Genomic DNA, 25488 nt, shown 5'->3' with positions numbered 1-25488 from the left:
TATTAAAAATACCATATAATATAATTATATGTAATTAATATGTATAATTGCATATTAATTAAAAAATACTCTTTCTTTTTTACACTTTCCATACGTTTTTGTATGTTAATTATTTGACAGACAATTTCGAAATGTTATAATATGGATATGTAAAAATTGCTATTTCTTAAAAGACATGGGAGTCAGATGAGAATTGTGAAAGGATGAGGGGGAGTGGCACAGATTATGTATCACCACACAGCAATCAATGTATTAAAACTTTTACAAAACATGTCAAATAATAAAATGAATGATATGAAATTAGAAACGGAATTTAAAAAAATAGAGAAACAATTCCGAGTGGAGTATGAAGAGTTAGTCGATTTATATAATAGAATGGTTTTATTCCAAATAGATATAGAAAAACAGGGCGGTATGCGAGCTTATGAAAAATCAACAATTACATGGCTGAAGTCTGAGCTAGAGTTACTGTATGAAGTGTATCAATTTTGTCAACGTCACGGTTTAAACATTTTAAATATTTCAAAATACGTTAGTAAAAATGAACTAAATCTTTTTCCGAAAACAGAAAGTCAATTGCAAAATACGTATTATAAATTGAAAAAACGTGAAATACCGTTTGAAAATATTGAAAAACAAAAACCAGGACGAAAGCGAAAATATACACCCGTAAAAGAACAAATCGTTGAAATGAAAAAAGAAAACAAGCAAGAAGTAAGAAAAGAAGTTCAAAATACAGAGAATGAAAAAAGCCTTGTAACAGTTATATCTGGTATCGTTGATAATTTTGAAACAATTAGTCAATGTAGTGAAAGAAAAGAAGATGAACTCCAACAGTTTATGGAAGGCATTTATAAGCTTTCAAGCATGGCTGCTGGGCGTTCGGAAAATGAAAAGAACGTACGTGGTCTCGAAGGCGAATTACATGTATTACGAGCTGAAAATGAACGACTAAAGCGTGAAAAGGAAGAACTTGTTCATGATATAAAAGAAATGACGCATCATTTAATTCATTTCATTACGAGCTCTGATATCGATCAAATTCGTACATTACCTTACTTCGTAAAAGAATGTAAACAAGATTTGCATAAATTAGGGTTATATAACGCACAAGACGGTAAAATGAAAATTATGGTTGATCGTAGTGGACAGGTTATGACTGTAACACAGTAATAAAATTTGGGTACAAAATAAAAGGGAGATACATAGTTTATATGTATTTCCCTTTTGTTTTGTGTGGAATCGTTCCAAAAAAGGAAGATGAATGTTTACGATTGTAGTAATTTAGAAACCATTTGCGGTATTTGATTAGCCTGTGAAACCATACTGAGCGCAACTTTAGTTAACAATTTAAACTTTAAAAAATCGCTCATTTCCTGCGCCATATCCGCGTCTCCAATTCGAGAAGAAGCATCTGTTAGGGCCATACTTTGACTATTTAAATTTTCAATATTAAACTGTAAACGATTCATCATAGCCCCAAGATCAGCACGATGAAGTGATACATTTTGCAATGCCTCTTCAATTTTACGAATCGCCACTCTTGCTTCTTGTTCTGTTGAAATCTTGATGTCATGTTGTGTAGGGGAAGGGGGAATATGTTTCGTTAGATTTACTGTATGACCGATATCGTCTAATGTAACAGGACGGTTTTGGTCGCCAAATACGGGTAAATCATTAAACTCAGTTGTCTCACCAATATAGCTAATTTGCTCTGTTAAAGATTGAAACTCTTTATTTAGTGAATCACGGTTTTTATTTGAATTTGTACCGTTCGCAGATTGAACAGCTAAATCACGCATACGCTGCAAAATATTCGTAACAGTTTGAAGGGCAGCTTCTGCTGTGCGAAGCATCGATAGCGCATTTTCATTATTACGAATTGCCACGCGCATACCACTTGCTCTCGCATGCATACGAGTCACAATCGCAACATTAGCGGGATTATCGGAAGCGTTATTCAACTTCTTACCAGTCGTCAAATGCTCCATCGCAACATTTATACGTTTCTCATTCTCATACAACGACTGCCTAGCATTCATACTCAAAACATTCGTACCAATACGCATAATAGACACTCCTTATAGATTTATATAGTTAGTGTTCTAAAGCAAATAAACAGCTATGAAACGATAAAAAGGCCTATGCTTACGTTATCTTTTTGTTTTCATACATGAGACGGGGTCAATATAAGCTCTGACCGCACCTAAATATGGCTAGAGCCTCTCTTTAAGCTAAAAGGGAAGCTTTAATCTATCTATATAGAAAAAATAAACCTCTCCGCAAGCAGAGAGGTTTATTCATGAAACTAACTCAAATGGCTTATTGTAATAATTTTGAAACCATTTGTGGAGTTTGGTTTGCTTGAGAAAGCATGCTGATACCAGCTTCGTTCAAGATTTTGAACTTAGTCATTTCAGACATTTCTTTCGCCATGTCAGCGTCTTCGATTTGAGAAGCAGCTGAAGCCATAGAAGAAGATTGGCTCTTTAGGTTGTTTACGTTAAAGTCAAGACGGTTTAATGTAGCACCTAGAGTTGCACGGTTTGAAGCGATTGTATCTAATGCAGCATCAATTGATTTAATTGCTTCAGAAGCGTTTGGTGAAGCTTTTGTAATATCACCAGCTGCAGGTGCAGTATAAGCAGTTCCGATTGCCTTAGCTTTTGTAAGATCTGGAGTAGCATCAGCTTCGAAAGCTGTAATTGCATCCGTAACAGATTTAATTTGTGCATCACTCATTAAGTTTTTGTCAGCTTTAGCAAATGCTGTTTTAAAGTCAGCAACTGCTGAATTAATTGCTGCTGCAGCTGGAGTACCAGTTAACCCAGCTAATGCTGTTTTAGCAGTACCTACAGCATCAATATTTGTTTTATCTTTAGCAATATCTGCTGCTGTAAGTGTGATTGTTTTATTACCAGTTCCTTCGATAGATAACTTATCAATATTTAAAGCTGAAGTAGATGAATCAGCTAGATTAATATTGATTTGTTTCGTTGTATCAGCGTTATCTAGAGTTTGGATAGCAATAGATTTGTTATCGCCATTTAATAATTTCTTATCGTTAAACTCTGTGTTTTTAGAAATGTAATCGATTTGTTCTTTTAATGCAGAAAATTCTTTGTCTAATGCTTTTTGGTTATCGCTAGTGTTCGTACCGTTCGCAGATTGGTTAGCGATGTCACGCATACGAAGTAAGATATTAGATACAGAGTTTAAAGCTGAGTCAGCTGTACGGATTAATGACATACCGTCTTGTGTGTTGTTAGCAGCTACTCCTAAACCGTTTTCACGTGCACGCATACGAGTTGCGATTGCAAGACCTGCTGCATCGTCAGAAGCGTTGTTGATACGTTTACCACTTGATAAACGGTCCATAGCGTTGCTCATTTTTGTTTGGTTTTGGCGCATGTACTCTTGAGTACGCATGCTGTTAATGTTTGTATTAATTCTCATGTTAAGAAACCCCCATTTTTTTATATTGACTTTTCTGCAAATTGAAAAACGGTAATATGCGAAAAAATCAATTTCGAGATTTATTGTAATCCTTGCTACAACGGGTGTCAACTAAAAATTCGAATTAATAAATATAAAAAAATAACAGTTTAACAATATATTCATTTTTTTATTACATAATTATTAAAAGGATTATTGCAAACTTTAAAAAAAAACTCTAATATTAGATTATCTTTGTTTACCGAAAAGGTGATATTATGGTAGTTGGAAATATAGTAAAAGAAGTGCTTGCATATAAGAAAGGACAAATTCAGCAAAAGCTAAGTAGTCCGCAAGCATTCGTTAGTAGTCGTTTTCAAGAGAAGTTGCAGAGTGAACCTGCAAAGGAGACGAAGGGTACTACGCAGCCGGCAAACATAGAAGATATGAGTCAGCCGGTACAATCTACGAAAATAGAAACGGTTGTTACTAAACCGGAACAATCTATTCATAAAGTAGAGGAAGTGAGTAAGCCTGAAGAAAAGGCTGAAACGAAGAAAGCAGATGAAGTGCAAGTCGCGCAAAAAGAGTTTGAACGACGTTTCCCAGAAACGAAAAATGAGGCTGTTGATACGTGGGAATTAACGAAGAAGTATAATATTCAAAAAATACGTTCTTCCAATGAAGGGAAGTATGAGGATATTATTGATCGCGTTAGCCGTACATATGGAATTCCGAAAACGTTAATTCAAAAAATGATTGAAGTAGAGTCTAATTTTAATCCGAAAACGGTGTCACATGCAGGTGCGATGGGGCTTATGCAGCTTATGCCAGCGAATGTGAAGGAGATGGGTGTGAAGAATCCATTTTCACCAGCTGAAAGTATTGAAGGCGGCGTGAAAGAGTTAAGCGGTTATTTAAAGAAAAATAACGGTGACTTAGTATTGGCGCTTGCTTCTTATAATGCTGGTCCTGGTAATGTGAGAAAGTACGGAGGCGTACCACCATTTAAAGAAACGCAAGGATATATTAAAAAAATATTAAATATCGACGTTTCAAAATAAGAAGTTTCATATATAGAGAGAACATGAAATTTTCGTGAACATGATATGGGAGTTGGCTAGATTTGAAATTACAAGATGATATTCCGTTAACAATTTATTTTGAAATCGGAAATACGAAAAAGAAAATTGAAGATTTGCTTCATATTACGAAAGGTACATTGTATCGTCTTGAAAATTCAACGAAAAATACGGTGCGTCTTATGCTTGAGAATGAAGAGATTGGAACCGGAAAGATTTTGACGAAAAACGGGAAGATGTACGTTGAAATCGTTGAATTGAAAAGGTAGGGAAGGGGATTGTCATGAGTGGCGAAAAATTAAGCCAAGAGCAAATTGATGCCCTGCTGAAGGCGGTAAATGAAGGCGAGGAAATGCCAGCTTTTGCACAAGAAGCAGGGAAGCAAGAGAAATTTCAAGAGTATGATTTTAATAGACCAGAGAAGTTCGGTGTGGAGCATTTACGTAGTTTGCAAGCGATTGCTTCTACGTTTGGAAAACAGACGTCACAGACGTTGTCAGCGCGTATGCGTATTCCGATTGAGTTAGAGCCTTCAACAGTTGAGCAAGTTCCATTTACGAGTGAGTATGTGGAGAAAATGCCGAAAGATTATTATTTATATTGCGTAATTGATCTCGGTTTACCAGAGCTTGGAGAAATTGTTATTGAGATTGATTTAGCATTTGTTATTTATATTCATGAATGTTGGCTTGGTGGGGATAGTAAGCGTAACTTTACGATGCGCAGACCGCTAACGGCGTTTGAGTTTTTAACGCTTGATAATATATTCTTGCTTCTTTGTAAAAATTTAGAGCAATCATTTGAAAGTGTTGTTGCGATTGAACCGAAGTTTGTAACGACGGAGACAGATCCGAATGCATTAAAGATTACGACAGCGAGCGATATAATTTCATTACTGAACGTAAATATGAAAACAGATTTTTGGAATACGACGGTGCGTATCGGGATTCCATTCTTATCTGTTGAAGAAATTATGGATAAATTAACGTCTGAAAATATTGTCGAACATTCTTCAGATAAACGTAAAAAGTATACGTCTGAAGTGGAAGTGAAAGTAAATCAAGTGTACAAACCTGTTCATGTTGCGATTGGTGAGCAGAAAATGACAATGAGTGACATTGAACAAATTGAAGAAGGCGATATTATTCCGCTTCATACGAAAGTTTCGGATGAATTACTTGGTTATGTAGATGGAAAGCATAAATTTAATTGTTTTATTGGGAAAGATGGAACGCGTAAGGCGCTCCTATTTAAAAGTTTTGTAGAGTAGGAGGATCCATATGAAGCATGAAGTATCTCCTGTGTCCTTAATGGGATTAGAAGATTTTGCAGGGAAACGAAATGAAGTGAGTAAAGCACATATAGATACTGTTTCAGATATTTCGATTGAACTTGGTGTAAAGCTTGGGAAGTCATCTATTACGCTCGGTGATGTGAAGCAATTAAAAGTTGGCGATGTTCTTGAAGTAGAGAAAAACTTAGGACATAAAGTAGATGTGTATTTAAGTAATATGAAGGTCGGCATCGGTGAAGCAATCGTAATGGATGAGAAGTTCGGCATTATTATTTCTGAAATTGAAGCTGATAAGAAGCAAGCTGCGCTTATGAAGGCGCAAAGTCAAATGCAAGATAAAGAGTAGAGGAGGAGTCATATGTCGTATATGACGACCTTATTTCAAGTCGTTTTACTGTTTGGTGCACTCGGTTACGGTGCATATTATATGACGAAAAAGACGCGCAAACAGCAGTTTTTTAAGCAAGGTGAAAATGGCCATATTCAAGTAAAAGACGGTGTATATTTAAATCATCAAACGAGTGCTTTTTTATTTGAAGTGGATGGCAAGCAAGTATTCACTGTTATTAGTAATAACGGAGTGCAGTCTGTGCAATTAACAGGAACAGGAAATCAGTTTCAACAAGCGCTAGAAGACGCGGTGAAGAGTGAAACGAAAAAAGTAGAGGATCCATCATGAGAATAAAGAAACAGTTATCATTATTAGCCGTTATTTTCGTATTTTCTATCGTTTTTTCAATTATTTTTGTAAATCCAGCGTATGCAGCCCCGAACGGTTTTATTAATTTCGAAAATGGAAAAGAGTTTACGAGTAATTCAAGTGTACAGTTATTTGCACTCGTTACCCTTCTATCATTATCTTCTTCTATCGTTCTTTTATTTACGCATTTTACTTATTTTATGATCGTTCTTGGAATAACTCGTCAAGGACTTGGGGTAATGAACTTACCACCAAACCAAGTGCTTGTTGGACTTGCTTTGTTTTTATCACTATTTACGATGCAACCGGTGTTAGGTCAGTTAAAGAGTGATGTGTGGGATCCGATGACGAAAGAAAAAATAACTGTAAGTCAAGCTGCGGAGACGACAGCTCCAATTATGAAAGATTACATGGCGAAGCATACGTATAAGCATGATTTAAAAATGATGCTGAAAGTACGCGGTGAAGAGTTGCCGAAAGATTTGAAAGACCTTTCATTATTTACGCTCGTACCATCCTTTACGTTAACGCAAATTCAAAAAGGATTATTAACGGGGATGTTCATTTATTTAGCGTTTGTATTTATAGATTTGATTATTAGTACACTTTTAATGTACCTCGGGATGATGATGGTACCGCCGATGATTTTAAGTTTACCGTTTAAAATACTCGTTTTCGTATATTTAGGTGGATATACAAAAATCGTCGATATAATGTTTAAAACGGTCGCCTGAAGCGTTTGATGCTATGTGATAGGAGTCATATAAATGAATACGTCACCAATTATAGATATTTTTCAAACCTTTTTTTATAAAGGGGTTATGATTTTAATGCCGGTTGCCGGTGTAAGTATGATTGTCGTTATTATCATCGCTGTCATTATGGCGATGATGCAAATTCAAGAGCAAACGTTGACGTTTTTACCGAAAATGGCGAGTATAGTGCTCGTTATTATCATTTTAGGTCCGTGGATGTTTCAAGAGTTAACGACACTTATTTTAGATTTATTTGATAAAATTCCATCGCTATTGCGTTCGTACTAAGATAGGTGAACTGAAATGAATATGGAATTATGGGCGGCGACGTTTTTTGCGTTTTGCCGTATTACTTCATTTTTATATTTTTTACCTTTCTTTTCAGGACGGTCGATTCCTGCAATGGCAAAGGTTACATTTGGACTTGGTCTTTCGATTACAGTGGCCGATCAAGTTGATGTCTCTCACATAAAGACAGTTTGGGACGTCGCAGCTTATGCAGCAACGCAAATTGTAATTGGATTATCCCTTGCAAAAATTGTAGAAATGCTGTGGAACATTCCGAAAATGGCCGGACATATTTTAGACTTTGATATCGGTTTATCACAGGCAAGTTTGTTTGATGTAAACGCAGGGTCACAGTCTACTTTACTATCAACAATTTTCGATATATTTTTTCTCATTATTTTTATTTCACTTGGCGGCATTAACTATTTCGTTGCCACGATTTTAAAGTCGTTTCAATATACAGAGGCGATTTCAAAATTGTTGACGACTAGTTTTTTAGATAGTCTACTTGCCACATTATTATTTGCGATTACATCAGCGGTCGAAATTGCTTTGCCGCTTATGGGAAGCTTATTCATTATTAATTTCGTCCTAATTTTAATCGCAAAAAATGCACCGCAATTAAATATTTTTATGAATGCATTCGTCATTAAAATTACATGTGGTATTTTATTTATTGCGATGAGCGTACCAATGCTCGGTTATGTGTTTAAAAATATGACAGATGTATTACTGGAAGAGTATACGACACTATTTAACTTTTTCTTAACGAAGTAGGGGGACGCGTATGGCAAAGGATAATAAAACAGAAAAGGCCACCCCGCAGAAGCGTAAAAAATCGCGTGAAGAAGGGAATATCGCCCGGAGTAAAGATTTAAATAATTTATTTTCTATTCTCGTATTAGCAGTTGTCGTTTATTTTTTCGGAGATTGGCTAGGGTTTGAGATTGCCAATTCTGTAGCGGTGCTGTTTGATCAAATCGGAAAAAATACAGATTCGACCGAGTATTTTTATTTAATGGGGATTTTGCTACTAAAAGTATCAGCTCCTATATTAATACTCGTATATGCTTTTCATTTATTTAATTATATGATTCAAGTCGGTTTCTTATTTTCTTCTAAAGTCATTAAGCCGAAAGCATCACGTATTAATCCGAAAAACTATTTTACGAGATTGTTTAGTCGTAAAAGTTTAGTAGATATTTTGAAATCACTGTTTTATATGGGATTAATCGGTTACGTTGCGTACGTTCTTTTTAAAAAGAACTTAGAGAAGATCGTGAGTATGATTGGATTTAACTGGACGGCGTCACTTACTGAGATTATTAGGCAAATTAAATTTATCTTTTTAGCTATTTTAATTATTTTAATCGTCCTTTCCATTATTGATTTCATTTATCAAAAGTGGGAGTACGAGCAAGATATTAAGATGAAAAAAGAAGAAGTAAAACAAGAGCATAAAGATAATGAAGGGGACCCACAAGTAAAGGGGAAACGAAAAAACTTTATGCATGCCATCTTGCAAGGGACTATTGCGAAAAAGATGGATGGTGCAACGTTTATTGTAAATAATCCGACGCATATTTCAGTCGTACTTCGTTACAATAAACAAGTTGATGCGGCGCCAATTGTCGTTGCAAAAGGGGAAGATGAGCTCGCATTATACATACGAACGCTTGCCCGTGAACAAGAAATACCGATGGTGGAAAACCGTCCGCTCGCTCGTTCTTTATATTATCAAGTCGAGGAAGATGAGACGATTCCAGAAGATTTATACGTAGCTGTAATTGAAGTTATGCGCTATTTAATTCAAACGAATGAACTTGAAGTATAATAGCGCGTTTGGAGGGGATCTCTTTGTTTAAGATGGATTCTGCAAGAACCTATTTTTCTATCTTTTTAGCAGCGTCATTCGTTGTGGCGCTCCTAATTCCACTTCCACCATTTATACTTGATATCGTTATCGTTTTTCTACTAAGTATGTCAGTACTTATTTATATGCGAGCTACAAGTATTAACGAGTGGGATGAATTAAAGTCATTTCCGACGATGTTGTTATTAATCGGGATTTTCCGCGTATCGATTAACGTTTCGACGACGCGAGCGATTTTAACAGACGGAAATGCGGGTCATGTTATTGAAGAGTTCGGTCAGTTCGTAATTGGCGGAAACTTATTAATTGGTATCGTTATTTTTATCGTTTTAATCATTTTCCAGTTTATCGTTGCAAACGGTGCATCTCGTACTGCTGAAGTAGCAGCTCGTTTTACACTTGATTCTTTACCAGGGAAACAAATGTCTATCGATGCGGATTTAAATCAGCGTATTATTTCAGAAAAAGATGCACAAGCAAAACGAAAAAAGTTAAATATGGAAACAGAGTTTTACGGGGCGATGGATGGTGCCGGGAAGTTCATTAAAGGGGACGTTATTTTCGGGATTGTCATTTTATTCGTAAATATCATCTTCGGTTTAATTGTCGGAATGATGCAGCAAGGAATGAGCTTTGCAGATGCGGCTCTTCATTATACACAGTTAACTGTCGGTGACGGAATCGTAAACCAAATCGGTTCGTTAATGCTTGCGATTTCAACAGGTATTATCGTAACGCGTGTATTTGATGGTTCACCGGATACGGTAACGGAAGGAATCTTTAAAGAGTTATTAGCGCATGAAGTTGTTGTATATGCGCTCGGTGGTTTGTTTATCGCAATGGGTATTTTTACTCCGCTACCATTCCTACCGTTTGCTCTCGTTGGTGGAACAATTATCTTCTTAGGAATTCGCAATAAAAAGCGAATAAAGAAAGAGAAAGAAGACGAGCTCCAAAAAGAATTAGAAATGATTCAAGGCGAGGATGAGCAATTACAACAAGTGGAAGATTCATTTGGAGTTTTTACAGATAAATATCCGATTATTGTAGAACTCGGTTTAGATTTAGCGGCACTTGTAAAGCAGAAAATTAATGGGGAAACAGCTCGTGATAAAGTTGTTCTTATGAGGAAATCGATTATTACTGACCTTGGTATTAACGTTCCTGGCATTAACTTTAAAGATAATACGAGTTTTAGACCACGTGGTCGTTACATTATTCGTATTAAAGGTGCGAAGGCGGCTGAAGGTGTTTTAAAATCAGGTTATTTATTAGCACTAAAAACACCGAACGTAATGGCTGATCTAGATGCAGAACCAGCGAAAGATCCAATCTTCGGTGAAGATGGATATTGGATCTTAGAGCATATGGTGCAAGATGCGCAAATGAAAGGCTATCAAGTGTTAGAGCCACTTAGTATATTAATTACACATTTAGATGTTGTCGTTAGACGTAATCTTCATGAGTTAATTCAGCGTCAACATGTGAAAGACTTAATTAACTCGCTTGAAAATGATAATGGCGTTTTATTAGAAGAGATTAAGAAGAAAGAAATCGATTTATCACTCGTTCAAAATGTTATTAAACAACTTCTAAAAGAAGGTATTTCAATCCGTGATTTACCAACGATTATTGAAGGTATTATTGACGGAAAAGAAGTGTATCAAAATCATGTTGATGGTGTAACGGCATTCGTCCGTGAATGTATTTCAAAAGTTATTTGTGAAAATGCGAAAAATCCGGACGGGAAAATTTATGCGGCGCTTTTCTCTGATTCAATAGAGCTAGATGCGGATGTTGTGAACAATTCCTATCAAGGTTACTTATTAAACTGGGATTTAGATTTAGAAACACGTGTCATTGAGCAAGTACAGCGCGTCTTTAAACAAGCCCGTTTAATGGGAAGAGAGCCAGTGTTATTAACGCGTAGAAAAGATTTCAGATTTGCGATTGTAAGACTGCTAGAACGTTATCAAGTGGAAGCACAAGTACTGTGTATTAGCGAATTAGCACCAGAAATTGTTGTAGATCAAATTGCCTATATTGAATAGTAGGGGGTGAAGTAATGGAAAGTACAGAAAAGAAAGAAGCGTTAATGCGAATAAAAGCAGCTTCGAAAAATGAATTGTATCGAAAGTTATTTGACCAATATGGTACAGATTATTATTACGTTGTCGATGAAAGTGTAAAACGAAATATCCCGTTTTTTTGGAAAAAGGATTATGAAATGTTAGTTGCTTTTCCAGAGGATAAACAGGAAGAAGTGAATGAAGGAACAGCACAATTTCATGAACAATTAATGGATGTTGTGAATGATCCTTCAGAACAAATTGTGAAGGCGAATGGAATTCAATCAGTACTGCACAATTTAGAAAACGTAACGACTTCTATGTCATACGCGGCGATGCAAACAGGAAATAGTGAAGAATGGGCAAGAAAGAAAGAGAAGCTATTAAAGCTGTTTGAAAAAGGAATCGTCGTGGTGAAACAGACGGAAGAAACGAAAGTAACGAAAAAGCAAAAAGTTGTGAAACAAGTCGTTACGGCCAAGAAAAAAGAAGTAGTTGCAAAGAAAGAAAATCAAGAATCTGTACCGTTTATTATTCAAAAAGTAATTCGGATGCTAGAACAAAATGATGTAGAACAATATTTCATTCATGCATATGCTGAAAAGTTAAAAGTGAAGTTTGAAAATGCAACGATGATTACAGAAGAAGAAGTAATCGGCTATATATTGGAAGATATGAGGTCTCACTTCAACACTGAAAATGTATTTGAAAAAGAAGTACAAACAATTGCATTAATCGGTCCAACCGGGGTTGGGAAAACGACGACGCTTGCGAAAATGGCATGGCAATTTCACGGTAAGAAAAAAACGGTGGGCTTTATTACGACAGATCACTCTCGCATTGGGACAGTACAGCAACTGCAAGGTTACGTAAAGACAATTGGATCAGAAGTAATCGCTGTGCGTGATGAAGCGGCAATGACAAGAGCACTTACGTATTTTAAAGAAGAAGCACGCGTCGATTATATTTTAATAGATACAGCCGGAAAAAATTATCGTACGTCAGATACAGTAGAAGAAATGATTGAAACGATGGGACAAGTAGAACCAGATTATATTTGTTTAACGTTATCAGCTTCTATGAAAAGTAAAGATATGATTGAAATTATTACGAACTTTAAAGATATTCATATAGATGGTATCGTGTTTACGAAATTTGATGAAACTGCAAGTAGTGGCGAATTGTTGAAAATCCCAGCAGTTTCATCAGCTCCAATTGTATTAATGACAGACGGACAAGACGTAAAGCAACATATACATATCGCTACAGCTGAACATTTAGCGAAACAAATGTTACAAACATCGTAAGAAAAGAGGTGAAGAATAAGGCGGTTGCCTTATTCAAAGGAATATGAACGGTCTTTATATAGGTTCTATGGGAATGATGAATTACATGCAGCGTATTAATGTTCATTCGAATAACGTTGCAAATGCCCAAACGACAGGATTTAAAGCAGAAAATATGACTTCTAAAGTATTTGATGTACAAGACACATATCGCCGCGGAGATGGGGCTATGACAAATATCGGTTCGGTCGATTACGCTGTAGTACCAGCTGCGACGCATGTGAACTTAGTACAAGGAAATGTACAAATTACAAATAGTGCTACAGATTTCTTTTTAGATGACGGTGCGGCAGGCACATCATCATTTTTCGTTACATCTAAAAATGATGAAACGTTTTTAACGAGAGATGGAAGCTTCACATTAAATAGTGATCGTTATTTGCAAACATCGTCTGGTGCATATGTTATGGATGTAAATAATGAACGTATTCGTATTCCTGAAAATGTGAATTTCTTCGTATCTAATAATGGAGAAATTTATAGAGAAATTAACGAGGGAACTTTGCAAAAACCAGATATTAAGAGAATCGTAATTGCACAGTTGCAAACAAAAACAGTAGATGCAGAAACAAATGCTCGTCTCGTGCAGCGTGAAAACAAAAGCTTTACACTAGCAGAAGGAAATATTGCTAATTTACCGAATGGAACAGGAATAGTAAAAAATCATATGCTAGAAAATTCAAATGTAGATATGACGAAAGAGATGGCAGATCTTATGTCGAGTCAAAAAATGATTCAAGCATCTCAGCGTATTATGACTTCATTTGATAAAATTTATGAAAAAGAAGCGAATGAAATATTGAGATAAAGGAGACTTCCCGTTAAGGGGAGTCTTTTTTTGGTTGCTTTTATTACAGTTACAACATAAAATGATAATCATTATCATTTTATGTTGTTTAATAAGAATGGAAGTTGTGATGGTCGTATCAATTGTTTAACTAGGTGAATTAAAAACGAAGGGGAAGGTGTATTTATGTCTACTAAAAAGAAACTTTGCATTGGATTATGTTTAATTTCTAGAAAGAAAGAACAAGAGAGTATGTTTAATTCAGGGATAGATGAACAAGTAGAGTTGGCACTACAGGCAGAAGAGGCTAAGTTAGATTTTGTTTTTAAAGCAGATTATTTAGTGGCGCACCCGGATTTAATCGCTCGTAATAAGGGGAATGTAATGTTAGATCCGACATTATTATTTACTGCTATTGCGTATGCAACAGAAAAAATTGGAGTGGTTACGACTGCCTCCACATCGTTTTATCCACCATACATACTTGCGAGGCAATTACAATCTTTAAATTGGATTAGTAATGGCCGAGTAGGTTGGAATATTGTCACATCCATTGATGGTGCAGAAAACTTTGGTGAGACAGGGATGCCGCCATCTGAGGAACGATATGCGAAAGCTGCCGAATGTACAGAGTTAGTAAGGAAACTTTGGAGAAGCCATCCTTATGAAGTTTTGAAAGTAGATAACACTGAAGTCATTAGAGAGATGGTAAAGCCTATTGAGCACAGTGGTGAATACTTTGAGGTGAAAGGACCACTTAATATTCCGCAGCATATTTCAGGAGAAATGCCATTATTTCAAGCGGGTGCTTCAGAGGCTGGCCGGAATTTCGCTGCTTCTGTTGCGGATGCGATTTTCGCCGCGATGCCAGATATAGAATCAGGAATCGAACTTCGTCAAAATTTAAGAAGAAGAGCAGAAAAGCATGGCCGAAAGCAAGATGATGTACGGGTATTACCTGGATTGTATTTCTTTATCGGTGATACATATGAAGAAGCGCTAGAGATGCATAGGCAAGCTCATCAACATCTCACAATGGAGAAGAGATTGGCTTTACTTGAAATGGTACTCGGATTAGATGCTAGAGGAATTCCACTAGAAAGTAAGATAAAGGAAGATATGTTGCCAAGTAGAGAGCAAACTGTACGCAGTAAAACACATGCCGAATTATTACGGAATTTCATCATTGAAAATGAACCAACTGTTGAACAAATACTAGAACGACCAGAAGTTGTTGGTTCTGCTCATTGGGTTGCGATTGGTACACCACAAGATGTATTCAGGAAAATTATGGAAAGATTTGAAGCAGGAGCACTAGATGGATTTATTGCAATTCCAGGTGGGCCTCAGAAATCATTGGATCTATTCTTTAGTGAAGTTATTCCGTTATTTGTGAAGGCGGGTGTATTTAGGGAAGAATATACAGGTTCAACTTTGCGTGAACATTTAGAGGGGACTTCATTAAATACTTTGCTGTTAAAATAAGTGGAATACTATGTAGAAAATGCCTTTCATAAGAAGGCTTTTTCTTTTATGTTAAAATTTCAGAATTATCAATTGACTTTATAGGTCTTCTTTTTTTATATTAGTAGGTATAGTAATAACTACTAATATAAAATGAATGCATCGTTTTCAAATGAGAGCTATGTAGATTGTGAGGGGTTACCGATGGATGAAATAATAAAAGAGTTACAAAAGCTAGGTTTTTCCCAATATGAATGCAAAGCGTACATTGGATTATTAAAACATTCCCCAGTAACAGGATACGAAGTGAGTAAACAAACAGGGGTACCTCGTTCGATGATTTATGAAGTACTTGGCAAGTTGATGGATAAAGGAGCGGTGCATATCGTTCCTTCTGAACCAGTGAAATATGTACCAGTGCCAGCTACGGAATTAATGGATCGAATGCGAAAAGACTTTGAAAAGTCCTTTGCATTTTTAGACCAGAAATTAAATTGTTTAGAACAAGAGCGGCAAATTGATGTAATTTCGCATATTCGCTCAAATGATCGTGTTTTGAAAGAAATATGCAATATAATTAATAGAGCAAAAGAAGAGCTATGGATTTCAGTATGGGAAGATCAAGTGCACGAGATTGAGCCGTTCATTCATCAAAAGGAAGAGGAAGGCGTACATATTTTTTCCATTTTATTTGGTGCTCCAGAAACAAAAATAGGAGCGACATTTCATCATAATTATATGACACCTCACGTCGTTGAAAAGAGAATGGGAGGTCATTTAACTGTTATCGCGCGTGATGGGGAAGAAGTATTAATTGCTAACTTTTCAAATGATAGCACTTCATGGGCGGTGACAACGTATGATCCAGCTTTAGTACTCGTCGCTACAGAGTATGTTCGGCACGATATTATGGTGGAAGAGATTACGAAGGAGTTTGGAGCTGATAAATTAGATACATTATGGCGTGAAAACATAGATTTAGTTCATGTCGTAACAGGCAAACGCACGATGGAAGAAATGGAGGGAGATAATGGTGAATAAAGCTCAAGCACATATGACACTGCAGAGCGATGATTCATTTCAGCAAGGTGTAAAGGATTGTTTACCAACTGTATTTGGATATTTGAGCATTGGTATAGCAGCTGGTGTTATTGCGAAAACAGCAGGTTTTTCGGTCATAGAAATCGCCTTTATGTCCACATTAATTTACGCAGGTTCTGCTCAGTTTATATTAGCGGGGATGTATGCAGCAGGTGCCCCAGCTTCAGCAATTATTTTTACCGTGTTCTTTGTTAATTTACGTCACTTATTAATGAGTGCGGCACTTGCGCCTTACTTCACGAAGATACCTCTTTTTAAAAATGTAATAATTGGTTCGCAAATTACAGATGAAACTTTCGGCGTTGCAGTGCAACAAGCAGCGCAAAAAGGATATTTAGGCGAGAAATGGATGATGGGCCTTAATGTAACAGCGTATTTAAATTGGATTCTTGCTACAGTTATCGGGGGGCTTTTTGGTGAGTGGATACCAGACCCTCATACGTACGGGATGGATTATGCATTACCAGCGATGTTTATCGGATTATTTGTACTTCAGCTAATAAGTAGTAAACCGAAACTAGCAATTCATCTCAGTGTAGCAATTGTAGCGATTATTATCGCATACGTTTCACACTTATTTATGCCAGATAGTATAGCAGTTATTATTGCAACATTACTAGCTGCGACGATTGGAGTGCTGATTGAAAAATGGAAATGAGATTAGATGTATTATTACTATTACTAGCGGCAGGAGCTGTCACACTCGTTCCGCGTATTTTGCCTCTTCTCGTATTTAGTAAAATACAAATTCCAGACTGGGGTTTAAAATGGTTAAATTACATACCAATTGCGATATTAGCAGCACTTTTAGCACAAGTATTATTTATGCATGAGACGATGCAGTGGGATTATCTTATCGCCGCAATTCCAACATTTCTTGTCGCAATCTATACTCGTAGTCTATTAGGAACCGTATTAACTGGAGTGATTGTGATTATTTTGTTACGTTTCTTTTTCTAGAAAGGATTCGGCTTATATAATAGCGAAAGATGTAATAATAAGAAATATATAGGGGTGGTGTTATGATACTTTTAACGATAGGAGCAATATTGTTAACGTTGTTTATTTTCTTTATTATCGGCTTTATTACGTTTATGATGTTTGTTGATAAGGCGACACCTCAAATTTATTATACACCTTGTGAATCAGTGACAGTGAAGTCTAAAGGTAAAGATAGAAGGAAGAAAAGTTGATGTCGTGCTTTTCTTCCTTTTCTTTTACATTCCTGAAAGAACTAACAACAACACTCCGAATAGAAAACTAATAAAAGAAAGAAAACCGATACATATCGAGAACACACGATTATTTCTCCATTCGCGCCAGAAGACGATAAATCCTAAAATGCAAAGGAAAAACCAAATGGGTAAAAATATGAACTCACTCATTTTCTTGGGGAGTAACGAATAAAAAGTTGTTACATATAGTACCCAATTTGTCAAAAATAAAATACAAACGATAATGGATTGTGAATAGGGACGTTTTAAAAATTTCTCATTTTTAACTGTTATAAAAATGAGAGTTAGCGCTGATATAAAGGCAATGATTATGAAAATAAGTAAGAGTAATGTAAGGGGCATTAGAACCTCCTTTATAAGAGTGCATTCATAAGAAATGAATCTATTAAATTGTATACTTGTTTTGTAGAGTGTTCGTTATATTTTTCAGTGTATGGATTTAAAAATCCATGCTCACCTTGTAGTTGTTTTATTTCTAATAAAGGATTATCTTGTTGCTGTAATGTTTTCGTTAAGGAGGATACTGAAAAACTAATTTCTTTTTCAGGAAAAATCAGTAATGTAGCGCATGCAGGCTTCATGTGAACATAATCACGTATACGAGAGCCGTAACATCCAATAATAAAATCTAGTTTTGGATTGTTACTACATAGCCATGAGATGGTAGCTCCAACGCTAAAGCCGATAAGTCCAATATGTGCGTAACGATTGGAAAGGCTATGAATGAGTTCCTCAATTTGCTTTTTTCCACCATCAAATCCAATGTGGTTCATAAAATATTGGTATGCTTTTTCTTCATTATTATAATGAAATGCCTGTTGTAATTTTAGAAGATTCGGGCAAAATACATCTATTTGAGATGAAGTGAAGTGGTCAATTACATGATGCATATGATCATTTACACCATATATTTCATGTGAAACAACGAGAGCTAATTTTTTCTTCATCATTACAAAATTTCTCTTTGAAACTTGTATTCTTTCTCTACAAGGCAAATACGCAAGTGGAAGTTTTCATACCATTGCTCACGGCCTCTTTTTTTCGCTTCTTTATGTAAGGCGTTCTTTTTCCAATTTTCAATTGCTTCAAGTGATTCCCAATAAGAGATTGTAATGCCGAGGCCCGAATTATCTCGTGCACTTTCTACACCTAAAAATCCAGGTTGCTGTTTCGCAAGTTCCTCCATTGTTTCGGCAACGGTACTATAATCTGTTGTATCATTTGATAAATTAGAAGTGAATATAACTGCATAATAAGGTTTGTTTTTTTCTAAATCAGATTTCATTGTCTTTCCTCCTTAATGTATAGTACGAATAATTCATCCATAGTTTGTATTTTAGCAGGTCACAAAAAGAAAAGAAGTAGAAAATTCTAATTTTTTCATCCCATGTAAAATAGAAGATAGAAGAAATTTATAATAAATAATCTAAAGAAAGAAAAACGCCACTTCAAAAAATTGAAGTGGCGTTTCTTATATTTCCTCTAAGCTATTAACTGGAACAGTTAATTCGCGACCTGGATTTTTTACTTCATATATGCGGGCGGTTTCGTTGCTTTCGTCGACGTGTTGAATCATAACAGGCATGCCTTGAAAACTGACATTGGCATGTTCCGCTGACACAGAAAGCTCTTTTGCACGTTGAATATTCATTTATATTCCTCCCATCATTATTATCTTTGCTAAAAAAGAGGAATAATATACCATTTCGAGACATTCTTAAAGTTTTTGTATTATTTGTAATGTTTCTTTAATAAATGAAGTGAAGATGGAATCAGGATAGGACTGTACGATTTCATATGCTTCTGTTACTTCTTCAAGAGCTCTTTTTTTATCATTAAGTTTGACATAACAAAGAGCACGATATGCCCCAGCTGTTGTAAGCCGTGCGTGATCAAGTGGATGGTTTATATAATCTGGTATGATAGCACGTTGTAATGTTTTTAAAGCTTCTTCGTATTGTTTTAAACCATACAAAGCTTTTCCTTTTTCAAGATAATACGATCCATCATCTTGAAAAATTCGCTCATCTTTTAGTTTTTCTCGAAATTGTTCTACATGTTCTAATGCAATAGTATATTCATGAGTAATTGTGTTGTAGTAGTAAGCTTTTAAAAGATTAATAACCGCTGCAGATAAAGTATCTTCTGTAAAAATGGCAAATTGCTCTGATTTTTTTATGTAATGTAAATATTGTTCTTTATCAGCCGTTAGGACTTTTTGGTAAGATAAAATACGGTAAAATTCATCTGTTTTATAATACACTTGATGTTTTTTTGAAAATGCAAGTGCATCTAAAATGACACTTTCACATTGTTCGTAATTACCATATGCAAGAAAAATAATCGCCTCATATAAATATAACTCGATATGTATAATGAGATCCATTTCTAAATGTTTCTCTTCATAGTCATTTCGGATGCTAGCAATGAGTTGTAAACATTCAGCATACTTTTTACGTGTGAATATCGTAAAGGATAATTTTAATTTTGTTTCCGTACTTTCCCGGTATAACGTATATTTTTCAAAAATAGAAGTAGCCTTTTCCACGTAATGTTCAATATTGTAATCTTTCATTTTAGCCGCAGCTGTTACAAATTGTTTATATAAACGAGCGGTATTCAAAGTAGGAGGTAGCTCTTTTTGAACGATAGGTAGTAAGATCTCATATACTTCATCGTACTTATTTGCTTTTATTAGTTGTTCCATTTGTTGAATGAGTTCTATCGTTTCCACATCATCATCTTCTAGTAAAAAACTCGTTTCGCATCCAAGTTTTTCAGCAATATATTGTAATGTTTTCATGGAAGGTGTAGCTTTTCCGTTTTCAATTTGGCTTAGCATACTTTTTGTCAGTTCTGAACCTGCTAAATCAGTTTGAGTAAGCTTTTTTTCTTTTCGTAACGTTTTAATTTTTGCACCGAGAGTAGCCATTATATGCTCCTTTATAATTTAAAAGTTAAACACAATTAAACTTTTTGTTGTAAAAATTGGAAAGTTGATTATATAATAAGTTTAACACAATTTAACTTTTAAGGGGAGAGTGTCATAATGGGGGATGTAAGTATAGGTCAACATGATTGGAAAATGAAGATTGCAACGAGAAATATTATTTTAATGATGATTGGAAAAATGACGTCCTTGTTAGGGGCGGGTATTTATACGTTTGCAATGGGGTTATACGTATTAAAGACAACTGGTTCAGGAATGGGGTTTGCAACTACTCTTATTTGCGGATCAATACCAAGAATGATCTGTGGCCCAATTGCAGGTGCTGTAGCTGACCGCGTCAATCGAAAATGGCTTGTCATTGGCACAGATTTATTAAGTAGTTTAACGATGCTTATTATGTTTATTCTTGCAACTACTTTTGGGCCATCACTACTGTTTATTTATGTATCAGCGGCATTATTATCAATTTGTGCAAGTTTTTATTCTGTAGCATTAACTTCGTCTATTCCTAATTTAGTAGATGAGGAGCGTATTCAAAAAGCGAGTGCTTTGAACCAGACTGCAGCATCATTATCGAATATTTTAGCACCAATTATTGGCGGAGTTGTATTTGGTTTCTTTTCAATTAAGTCGTTCTTTCTGTTAAATAGTATTACATTCTTTTTAGCGGTAATTGTACAATTATTTATCGTATTTGATTTATATAAAAAAGAAATGGTTGAAAGTAAAGAGCATTTCTTGATGAGTATAAAAGAAGGTTTTTCATATATAAAAAGACAGCATGAAATATATGGTTTAATGAAAATAGGGCTATGGGTAAACTTTTTTGCAAGTGCACTGTTCGTTTCACTACCATTTATTATTATTCAAAACCTGCATTTATCCTCGAAGCAACTCGGTGTTGTAGAGGGAATGTTAGCAGTCGGGATGCTAATTGGTGCGATTGCATTATCAGTACGTAAAGAAGTGAATAATCCGTTTCGCTCTGTTTATATTGGGCTGTTTTTATTTGCGGGTTTAAGTTTATGTACAGTCTTCCCATTGTTAGTTACCATTCCGAAAGTAGTAAGTTTTATGTACTATATTGCTTTTATGATTTTAACGGGTATATCAATGATGGCTGTAAATATCCCGATGCAAGTACATTTGCAAAAGACGACAGATCCAAGTTATTTAGGCCGCGTTTTCGGTTTGCTTGAAACAATTGCTACTGCCATTGCACCGCTTGGTATGATTGTATATGGATTATTATTAGATATGTTACCGACTAGCATTGTTATGATGACAATAGGCGGAGGATTATTGTTAGTTGTTTTAGTTGGAGTGAAGAAGCATGTAGCAAAAAAGCAAGTGGATGTGTCAGCCTAAAAGAAAATTTGACTTAATGATAAAAAATGACCAAATTAGTATTTTAGTTTTTGAAACTCTTTTTCATGTATGTTACAGTAAAGTGAGCAGACAAAGAAAAGGAGAAAACATCATGAAAAAAATAAGTTTTGTTATGCTTTTTCTGTTAGTTGTAATGGCTGGATGTAGCAATTATGACACGTATATTGAAACAGGTATGCAATCATTGAAAGATGAAAAATATAGTGATGCAACAATGTGGTTCGAAAAAGCAGAAAAAGAGAAATCAGGAAATGAAGCGAAATCATATAAAGAAATTGCCGAGATAATGGATCACGGAGCAACAGCATTAAAAGACGGTAAGTATTTAGAAGCGAAAGATATTGCAAATGAAGTGTTACAAAAGAAAAAAGATGATGAACTTGAAAAAGCTGTAAAATCAAATGCAGAGAATATGCTTCAAAAAGCAAAAGATGTGGAAGAGAAAGTAAATGAAAGAGTGGCAAAGCGGAGAAAAGTAGAAGAAGAAGGAATCGATAAACTTATTAAAGCTGTCGATAGTATAGATGAAGTGAAAGAAAAAGAGAAAAAAGTTTCAGAAGCATTAGATAAGGCTGAAGAGGCACAAGCAAAAATTGAGGCGAAGAAAAATAAATAGAGTTTTAGTTTAAGAGGCTGTCGTGTATAACGACAGCCTTTTAATTTTTGGCTGCGAAAGAAATGATGTTATGTAGTAAAAAAGAAATGATTTTAGAATTCCATCTGTCCTCATGATGAATCGTATAAATGTTACGCTGAAATTCAAATCTTGGAATTGGTATATAGCATAGCTCATTTCGCTGTATTTCTTGTTCAATAGCAAGTTTAGAAATAAAAGCGACGCCATTCCCGTATTTTAAAATTTGTTTCATCGTTTCTAATGAATCTAGTTCAATTTCAGATTGGAATGTGATGTTATGTGCTAGTGTCCATTGTGTAAGTAAATCTCTCGTTGTAGATGGATTACGATGCAATAATATACGTTCTTTTTCGATATCTTGTAATGATACATTTGTCTTTTTAGCGAAATGATGTTCTTTGGAAAAAGCGAGAACAAGTGTATCAGGCATTACATTCGTTTGTTTTAAAAGTGGTTCATCAAATGGTGCAGCAGAAATTACTCCGAGATCAATTTCATGATTTTGTAGCATGATTCGAATTTCAGGAGCTGGTTTTACCATGAGTGTTATTTTTATATTAGGAAATTCGCATTGAAATTGGTGAACAACTTCTGGTAAAAGATAAGTCGCTGGTACATAACTAGCACCGATTGTTATAGCACCTTTATGAAAATCTTTAAACTCTTGTGTGACCCGCCTAGCTTCTTTCATAAGTGCATCTATTTTACAAGCATAATGATGCAATGCCTCGCCAGCCTCTGTTAAGAAATACCTTCCGGAACGTAATTCAAATAAAGACACACCGAGTTCCTCTTCTAAGCTTTTTATATGAAATGTAATAGTAGGTTGTTTCACGCCAAGTTTTTCTGCAACAATCGTAAGCTTTTTGTATTTCTTAATAAGCACTACAATTTCTAATTTTAAGATATTCATTATGAATTGCCCGCCTTTTTTATTTTAACTATAGAAAAAATCTATAGAAATAAATAGTTTATTAGAAGTTTTTTAATTTAATCTTTACAGTACATTAACATTCAGTATAAATCCTCCATATAGAATGAAAGCAGGTTAAGAATGAGGGGAGAGAGGTGAAACAATGGATATTAAAATTCACGGATTAGAAAAGACATTTGGACAAACACAGGCGTTAAAACCACTGCAAATTGTCATGAAACAAGGGGAATTTACCACACTTTTAGGACCTTCTGGATGCGGAAAAACGACTTTACTTAGAATGATTGCAGGGCTTGAAGAGCCGGATAAAGGTGAAATATATTTTGGAGATAAGTGTATGTATTCTGGTGCGAAAAAAATAAAAACATCTCCTCATGAACGGAATATCGGTATGGTATTTCAAGATTTTGCTTTATGGCCGCATATGACTGTGTTTGAAAATGTTGCATTTGGATTAAGGGCTACAAAGCAAACGAATCATTTACGAGAAAAGGTAGAAGATGCGATAAAACGAGTTCGTTTACAAGGTATGGAGAAAAGATATCCACACGAACTTTCTGGTGGACAGCAGCAACGTGTTGCATTTGCTAGAGCAATTGTAACAAAACCTCATTTTATTTTGTTTGATGAACCGCTTAGTGCACTCGATGCAATTTTGCGTGAAGAAATGCGCTTAGAGCTTATGGATATCGTTCATTCTATTGGCTTAACGGCATTGTATGTAACGCATGATCAAACGGAAGCTATGTCAATGTCAGATCAAATTATTGTCATGAAACAAGGAGAAGTATTACAAAAAGGAACGCCAGAAGATATTTATGTGAAGCCGTCTCATGAATTTGTTGCAAAGTTTGTTGGTAAGGCAAATTGGCTTGTAGAGAATAAACAAATGGTTCGTCCAGAGCACGTGAACTGGGCAAAAAATGAAGTGTGCGATACGTATACAGGTGAAATTCAGCACGTTACATATGTAGGAGAACGTTATGAAGTGAAAGTAAACATGGGGACACTCGGTGTATGGACAGCTTATCACAATAGTAAGCTAAGCGTCGGTAAACCGGTATCGTTATATGTACCAAAAAAATGTATTCATCATATAGGGGGAGAGTCGTATGAAGAAATTCAGTTCGCTTAAGTCTTTATTTGTATGTACTTTACTATTTTCAGCTGTAGTAACAGGTTGTAGTTCAAAGACAGGTAGTGCAGATGCAAAAAATAAAAATTCTAATGAAAAGAAAATTGTTGTATATAGTGCAGGACCGAAAGGATTAGCAGAAAAAATTCAAAAGGACTTTGAAAAGAAAACCGGTATAAAAGTGGAAATGTTTCAAGGAACAACAGGTAAGATTTTAGCGAGAATGGAAGCTGAAAAGAAAAATCCAGTCGTTGACGTTGTCGTACTCGCTTCTTTACCAGCGATGGAAGGACTAAAGAAAGATGGTCAAACGTTACCTTATAAAGAAGCGAAACAAGCTGATAAGCTACGTTCTGAATGGTCAGATGATAAAGGACATTATTTCGGATATAGTGCTTCCGCATTAGGAATTGTGTACAACACAAAAAATGTGAAAACAGCACCTGAAGATTGGAGCGATATAACGAAAGGAGAATGGAAAGGAAAAGTGAATCTTCCAGATCCAGCACTTTCAGGTTCAGCTTTAGACTTTGTAACAGGATATGTGAAAAAGAATGGACAAGATGGATGGAAATTATTTGAACAACTTAAGAAAAATGAAGGTACAGTAGCGGGGGCAAACCAAGAAGCGTTAGACCCAGTTGTAACAGGTGCGAAAGATATGGTAATTGCGGGTGTTGATTATATGACGTACAGTGCAAAAGCTAAGGGTGAACCGGTTGATATCGTATATCCAAAAAGCGGAACAGTTATTAGTCCACGTGCAGCAGGCATTATGAAGGGTAGTAAAAATGTAGAAGGTGCAAAAGAGTTTATTGATTATTTATTATCAGATGATGTACAAAAACAAGTTTCTAAAGCGTATTTATTGCCAGGTAGAAAAGATATAAAAGCTGAAAATAGACCGAATGTAGAAGAGATTCCAGTATTACATATTGACTGGAAAACAGTTGAGAAAGAACAAGATGCAATAGGAAAACAATTTAAGAAAGTATTTCAATAAGATGGTGATTA

Annotated in this window: 30 protein-coding genes; 22 read left to right on the top strand and 8 right to left on the bottom strand. The window is 35.4% G+C overall.

The features are described from left to right. Window positions 1-225 precede the first annotated feature (225 nt). The gene (locus JDS95_RS06565) at window positions 226-1173 is read left to right on the top strand and encodes a DNA-binding domain-containing protein (RefSeq protein WP_199690362.1); all 948 of its coding nucleotides are present in this window, start codon (window positions 226-228) and stop codon (window positions 1171-1173) included. Between the two features lie 95 nt (window positions 1174-1268). Here the strand turns inward: JDS95_RS06565 and JDS95_RS06560 are convergent, their stop codons facing one another. Then, complete coding sequence (locus JDS95_RS06560; protein WP_199690338.1) at window positions 1269-2069, bottom strand: flagellin N-terminal helical domain-containing protein; 801 nt, start codon at window positions 2067-2069, stop codon at window positions 1269-1271. A 253-nt stretch (window positions 2070-2322) separates the two neighbouring features. Then, window positions 2323-3456 (bottom strand): flagellin N-terminal helical domain-containing protein, encoded by a 1134-nt coding sequence (locus JDS95_RS06555; RefSeq protein WP_070172956.1) that lies wholly within the window; start codon window positions 3454-3456, stop codon window positions 2323-2325. A gap of 257 nt (window positions 3457-3713) precedes the next feature. Between JDS95_RS06555 and JDS95_RS06550 the strand changes: the two genes are divergently transcribed. The 17 genes from JDS95_RS06550 (at window position 3714) to JDS95_RS06470 (ending at window position 17387) form a co-directional block, all read left to right on the top strand. Further along, window positions 3714-4499, top strand: coding sequence for a lytic transglycosylase domain-containing protein (locus JDS95_RS06550; protein ID WP_088055374.1), 786 nt, complete (start codon window positions 3714-3716; stop codon window positions 4497-4499). A 62-nt stretch (window positions 4500-4561) separates the two neighbouring features. Beyond that, entirely contained in the window at window positions 4562-4786 is a 225-nt protein-coding gene (locus tag JDS95_RS06545; protein ID WP_000775712.1) for a flagellar motor switch protein FliN, read from the top strand. Window positions 4787-4800: 14 nt separating this feature from the next. Further along, entirely contained in the window at window positions 4801-5787 is a 987-nt protein-coding gene (fliM, locus tag JDS95_RS06540; RefSeq protein ID WP_000012359.1) for a flagellar motor switch protein FliM, read from the top strand. Between the two features lie 10 nt (window positions 5788-5797). Further along, window positions 5798-6157, top strand: coding sequence for a flagellar motor switch protein FliN (gene fliN, locus JDS95_RS06535; RefSeq protein ID WP_000680016.1), 360 nt, complete (start codon window positions 5798-5800; stop codon window positions 6155-6157). Window positions 6158-6169: 12 nt separating this feature from the next. Next, complete coding sequence (locus tag JDS95_RS06530) at window positions 6170-6490, top strand: hypothetical protein (RefSeq protein ID WP_000121176.1); 321 nt, start codon at window positions 6170-6172, stop codon at window positions 6488-6490. Beyond that, on the top strand, window positions 6487-7245 hold the full coding sequence (locus tag JDS95_RS06525) for a flagellar type III secretion system pore protein FliP (protein ID WP_001220581.1): 759 nt from the start codon (window positions 6487-6489) through the stop codon (window positions 7243-7245). Before JDS95_RS06530 ends, JDS95_RS06525 begins: the two co-directional genes overlap by 4 nt. Before the next feature lie 33 nt (window positions 7246-7278). After that, a complete protein-coding gene (locus tag JDS95_RS06520) occupies window positions 7279-7554 on the top strand; it encodes a flagellar biosynthetic protein FliQ (protein ID WP_001098085.1) in 276 nt (91 codons plus the stop codon). Window positions 7555-7569: 15 nt separating this feature from the next. Then, window positions 7570-8331 carry a flagellar biosynthetic protein FliR gene (locus JDS95_RS06515; protein ID WP_001055699.1) on the top strand — a complete coding sequence of 254 codons (762 nt, stop codon included), beginning with the start codon at window positions 7570-7572 and terminating at the stop codon, window positions 8329-8331. A gap of 10 nt (window positions 8332-8341) precedes the next feature. Beyond that, complete coding sequence (gene flhB / locus JDS95_RS06510; RefSeq protein ID WP_001030092.1) at window positions 8342-9388, top strand: flagellar type III secretion system protein FlhB; 1047 nt, start codon at window positions 8342-8344, stop codon at window positions 9386-9388. Window positions 9389-9411: 23 nt separating this feature from the next. Next, window positions 9412-11478 (top strand): flagellar biosynthesis protein FlhA, encoded by a 2067-nt coding sequence (gene flhA / locus JDS95_RS06505; RefSeq protein WP_000475625.1) that lies wholly within the window; start codon window positions 9412-9414, stop codon window positions 11476-11478. 14 nt (window positions 11479-11492) lie between these two features. Beyond that, window positions 11493-12803, top strand: coding sequence for a flagellar biosynthesis GTPase FlhF (gene flhF / locus JDS95_RS06500; RefSeq protein ID WP_000446161.1), 1311 nt, complete (start codon window positions 11493-11495; stop codon window positions 12801-12803). Window positions 12804-12846: 43 nt separating this feature from the next. Next, window positions 12847-13650, top strand: a complete 804-nt coding sequence (locus JDS95_RS06495) for a flagellar basal-body rod protein FlgG (protein WP_001013924.1) — start codon at window positions 12847-12849, stop codon at window positions 13648-13650. A 165-nt stretch (window positions 13651-13815) separates the two neighbouring features. Beyond that, the gene (locus JDS95_RS06490) at window positions 13816-15114 is read left to right on the top strand and encodes an NtaA/DmoA family FMN-dependent monooxygenase (protein WP_000104861.1); all 1299 of its coding nucleotides are present in this window, start codon (window positions 13816-13818) and stop codon (window positions 15112-15114) included. A gap of 183 nt (window positions 15115-15297) precedes the next feature. Beyond that, the gene (locus JDS95_RS06485) at window positions 15298-16134 is read left to right on the top strand and encodes a TrmB family transcriptional regulator (protein ID WP_000343347.1); all 837 of its coding nucleotides are present in this window, start codon (window positions 15298-15300) and stop codon (window positions 16132-16134) included. Next, window positions 16124-16852 (top strand): AzlC family ABC transporter permease, encoded by a 729-nt coding sequence (locus JDS95_RS06480; RefSeq protein WP_000247290.1) that lies wholly within the window; start codon window positions 16124-16126, stop codon window positions 16850-16852. The genes JDS95_RS06485 and JDS95_RS06480 overlap by 11 nt, the downstream gene beginning before the upstream one ends. Continuing rightward, window positions 16843-17154, top strand: a complete 312-nt coding sequence (locus JDS95_RS06475) for an AzlD domain-containing protein (RefSeq protein WP_000425939.1) — start codon at window positions 16843-16845, stop codon at window positions 17152-17154. Before JDS95_RS06480 ends, JDS95_RS06475 begins: the two co-directional genes overlap by 10 nt. Window positions 17155-17216: 62 nt before the next feature. Further along, complete coding sequence (locus tag JDS95_RS06470) at window positions 17217-17387, top strand: DUF3951 domain-containing protein (protein ID WP_000602233.1); 171 nt, start codon at window positions 17217-17219, stop codon at window positions 17385-17387. A gap of 24 nt (window positions 17388-17411) precedes the next feature. On the opposite strand, the gene JDS95_RS06465 is transcribed toward JDS95_RS06470, so the two are convergent. The 5 genes from JDS95_RS06465 to JDS95_RS06445 all read right to left on the bottom strand — a co-directional run bounded on the left by JDS95_RS06465 (window position 17412) and on the right by JDS95_RS06445 (window position 20361). Next, window positions 17412-17771 (bottom strand): hypothetical protein, encoded by a 360-nt coding sequence (locus tag JDS95_RS06465; protein ID WP_001131598.1) that lies wholly within the window; start codon window positions 17769-17771, stop codon window positions 17412-17414. A gap of 11 nt (window positions 17772-17782) precedes the next feature. Beyond that, complete coding sequence (locus JDS95_RS06460) at window positions 17783-18376, bottom strand: dienelactone hydrolase family protein (protein WP_033657381.1); 594 nt, start codon at window positions 18374-18376, stop codon at window positions 17783-17785. Window positions 18377-18378: 2 nt separating this feature from the next. Continuing rightward, a complete protein-coding gene (locus tag JDS95_RS06455) occupies window positions 18379-18714 on the bottom strand; it encodes an antibiotic biosynthesis monooxygenase family protein (RefSeq protein WP_000834000.1) in 336 nt (111 codons plus the stop codon). 186 nt (window positions 18715-18900) lie between these two features. Further along, a complete protein-coding gene (locus JDS95_RS06450; protein ID WP_001025738.1) occupies window positions 18901-19080 on the bottom strand; it encodes an H-type small acid-soluble spore protein in 180 nt (59 codons plus the stop codon). A gap of 66 nt (window positions 19081-19146) precedes the next feature. Next, window positions 19147-20361 (bottom strand): helix-turn-helix domain-containing protein, encoded by a 1215-nt coding sequence (locus tag JDS95_RS06445; protein WP_000212333.1) that lies wholly within the window; start codon window positions 20359-20361, stop codon window positions 19147-19149. A 117-nt stretch (window positions 20362-20478) separates the two neighbouring features. Between JDS95_RS06445 and JDS95_RS06440 the strand changes: the two genes are divergently transcribed. Together JDS95_RS06440 and JDS95_RS06435 are read left to right on the top strand one after the other, a co-directional pair. After that, complete coding sequence (locus tag JDS95_RS06440; RefSeq protein WP_000503120.1) at window positions 20479-21747, top strand: MFS transporter; 1269 nt, start codon at window positions 20479-20481, stop codon at window positions 21745-21747. 112 nt (window positions 21748-21859) lie between these two features. Next, complete coding sequence (locus JDS95_RS06435; protein WP_000723949.1) at window positions 21860-22384, top strand: COG3014 family protein; 525 nt, start codon at window positions 21860-21862, stop codon at window positions 22382-22384. A gap of 40 nt (window positions 22385-22424) precedes the next feature. Here JDS95_RS06435 and JDS95_RS06430 read toward each other — a convergent pair whose 3' ends face one another. Next, window positions 22425-23318 (bottom strand): LysR family transcriptional regulator, encoded by an 894-nt coding sequence (locus tag JDS95_RS06430; RefSeq protein WP_144467527.1) that lies wholly within the window; start codon window positions 23316-23318, stop codon window positions 22425-22427. 163 nt (window positions 23319-23481) lie between these two features. Here JDS95_RS06430 and JDS95_RS06425 point away from each other — a divergent pair, with 163 nt between their 5' ends. Together JDS95_RS06425 and JDS95_RS06420 are read left to right on the top strand one after the other, a co-directional pair. Further along, a complete protein-coding gene (locus JDS95_RS06425; protein ID WP_000351785.1) occupies window positions 23482-24474 on the top strand; it encodes an ABC transporter ATP-binding protein in 993 nt (330 codons plus the stop codon). After that, entirely contained in the window at window positions 24452-25477 is a 1026-nt protein-coding gene (locus JDS95_RS06420; protein ID WP_000714709.1) for an ABC transporter substrate-binding protein, read from the top strand. The genes JDS95_RS06425 and JDS95_RS06420 overlap by 23 nt, the downstream gene beginning before the upstream one ends. The last annotated feature ends 11 nt before the right edge of the window (window positions 25478-25488 follow it).

This window comes from Bacillus cereus group sp. N24, from assembly GCF_016483345.1.
Lineage (GTDB): Bacteria > Bacillota > Bacilli > Bacillales > Bacillaceae_G > Bacillus_A > Bacillus_A toyonensis.
The sequence above is the reverse complement of the archived record's forward strand: the minus strand, read 5'-3'. Positions and strand labels throughout refer to the sequence as shown.

Coding starts and splice junctions, on each gene's coding strand:
- JDS95_RS06555 (WP_070172956.1), bottom strand. CDS start 3,456: ATGAGAATTAATACAAACATTAACAGCATGCGTACTCAAGAGTACATG.
- JDS95_RS06430 (WP_144467527.1), bottom strand. CDS start 23,318: ATGAATATCTTAAAATTAGAAATTGTAGTGCTTATTAAGAAATACAAA.
- JDS95_RS06475 (WP_000425939.1), top strand. CDS start 16,843: ATGGAAATGAGATTAGATGTATTATTACTATTACTAGCGGCAGGAGCT.
- JDS95_RS06515 (WP_001055699.1), top strand. CDS start 7,570: ATGAATATGGAATTATGGGCGGCGACGTTTTTTGCGTTTTGCCGTATT.
- flhB (WP_001030092.1), top strand. CDS start 8,342: ATGGCAAAGGATAATAAAACAGAAAAGGCCACCCCGCAGAAGCGTAAA.
- JDS95_RS06520 (WP_001098085.1), top strand. CDS start 7,279: ATGAATACGTCACCAATTATAGATATTTTTCAAACCTTTTTTTATAAA.
- JDS95_RS06470 (WP_000602233.1), top strand. CDS start 17,217: ATGATACTTTTAACGATAGGAGCAATATTGTTAACGTTGTTTATTTTC.
- JDS95_RS06530 (WP_000121176.1), top strand. CDS start 6,170: ATGTCGTATATGACGACCTTATTTCAAGTCGTTTTACTGTTTGGTGCA.
- JDS95_RS06525 (WP_001220581.1), top strand. CDS start 6,487: ATGAGAATAAAGAAACAGTTATCATTATTAGCCGTTATTTTCGTATTT.
- flhF (WP_000446161.1), top strand. CDS start 11,493: ATGGAAAGTACAGAAAAGAAAGAAGCGTTAATGCGAATAAAAGCAGCT.
- JDS95_RS06455 (WP_000834000.1), bottom strand. CDS start 18,714: ATGAAATCTGATTTAGAAAAAAACAAACCTTATTATGCAGTTATATTC.
- JDS95_RS06450 (WP_001025738.1), bottom strand. CDS start 19,080: ATGAATATTCAACGTGCAAAAGAGCTTTCTGTGTCAGCGGAACATGCC.
- JDS95_RS06550 (WP_088055374.1), top strand. CDS start 3,714: ATGGTAGTTGGAAATATAGTAAAAGAAGTGCTTGCATATAAGAAAGGA.
- JDS95_RS06435 (WP_000723949.1), top strand. CDS start 21,860: ATGAAAAAAATAAGTTTTGTTATGCTTTTTCTGTTAGTTGTAATGGCT.
- JDS95_RS06465 (WP_001131598.1), bottom strand. CDS start 17,771: ATGCCCCTTACATTACTCTTACTTATTTTCATAATCATTGCCTTTATA.
- JDS95_RS06495 (WP_001013924.1), top strand. CDS start 12,847: ATGAACGGTCTTTATATAGGTTCTATGGGAATGATGAATTACATGCAG.
- JDS95_RS06425 (WP_000351785.1), top strand. CDS start 23,482: ATGGATATTAAAATTCACGGATTAGAAAAGACATTTGGACAAACACAG.
- JDS95_RS06480 (WP_000247290.1), top strand. CDS start 16,124: ATGGTGAATAAAGCTCAAGCACATATGACACTGCAGAGCGATGATTCA.
- JDS95_RS06420 (WP_000714709.1), top strand. CDS start 24,452: ATGAAGAAATTCAGTTCGCTTAAGTCTTTATTTGTATGTACTTTACTA.
- fliM (WP_000012359.1), top strand. CDS start 4,801: ATGAGTGGCGAAAAATTAAGCCAAGAGCAAATTGATGCCCTGCTGAAG.
- JDS95_RS06485 (WP_000343347.1), top strand. CDS start 15,298: ATGGATGAAATAATAAAAGAGTTACAAAAGCTAGGTTTTTCCCAATAT.
- JDS95_RS06460 (WP_033657381.1), bottom strand. CDS start 18,376: ATGAAGAAAAAATTAGCTCTCGTTGTTTCACATGAAATATATGGTGTA.
- fliN (WP_000680016.1), top strand. CDS start 5,798: ATGAAGCATGAAGTATCTCCTGTGTCCTTAATGGGATTAGAAGATTTT.
- JDS95_RS06440 (WP_000503120.1), top strand. CDS start 20,479: ATGGGGGATGTAAGTATAGGTCAACATGATTGGAAAATGAAGATTGCA.
- JDS95_RS06445 (WP_000212333.1), bottom strand. CDS start 20,361: ATGGCTACTCTCGGTGCAAAAATTAAAACGTTACGAAAAGAAAAAAAG.
- JDS95_RS06490 (WP_000104861.1), top strand. CDS start 13,816: ATGTCTACTAAAAAGAAACTTTGCATTGGATTATGTTTAATTTCTAGA.
- JDS95_RS06565 (WP_199690362.1), top strand. CDS start 226: ATGTATCACCACACAGCAATCAATGTATTAAAACTTTTACAAAACATG.
- JDS95_RS06560 (WP_199690338.1), bottom strand. CDS start 2,069: ATGCGTATTGGTACGAATGTTTTGAGTATGAATGCTAGGCAGTCGTTG.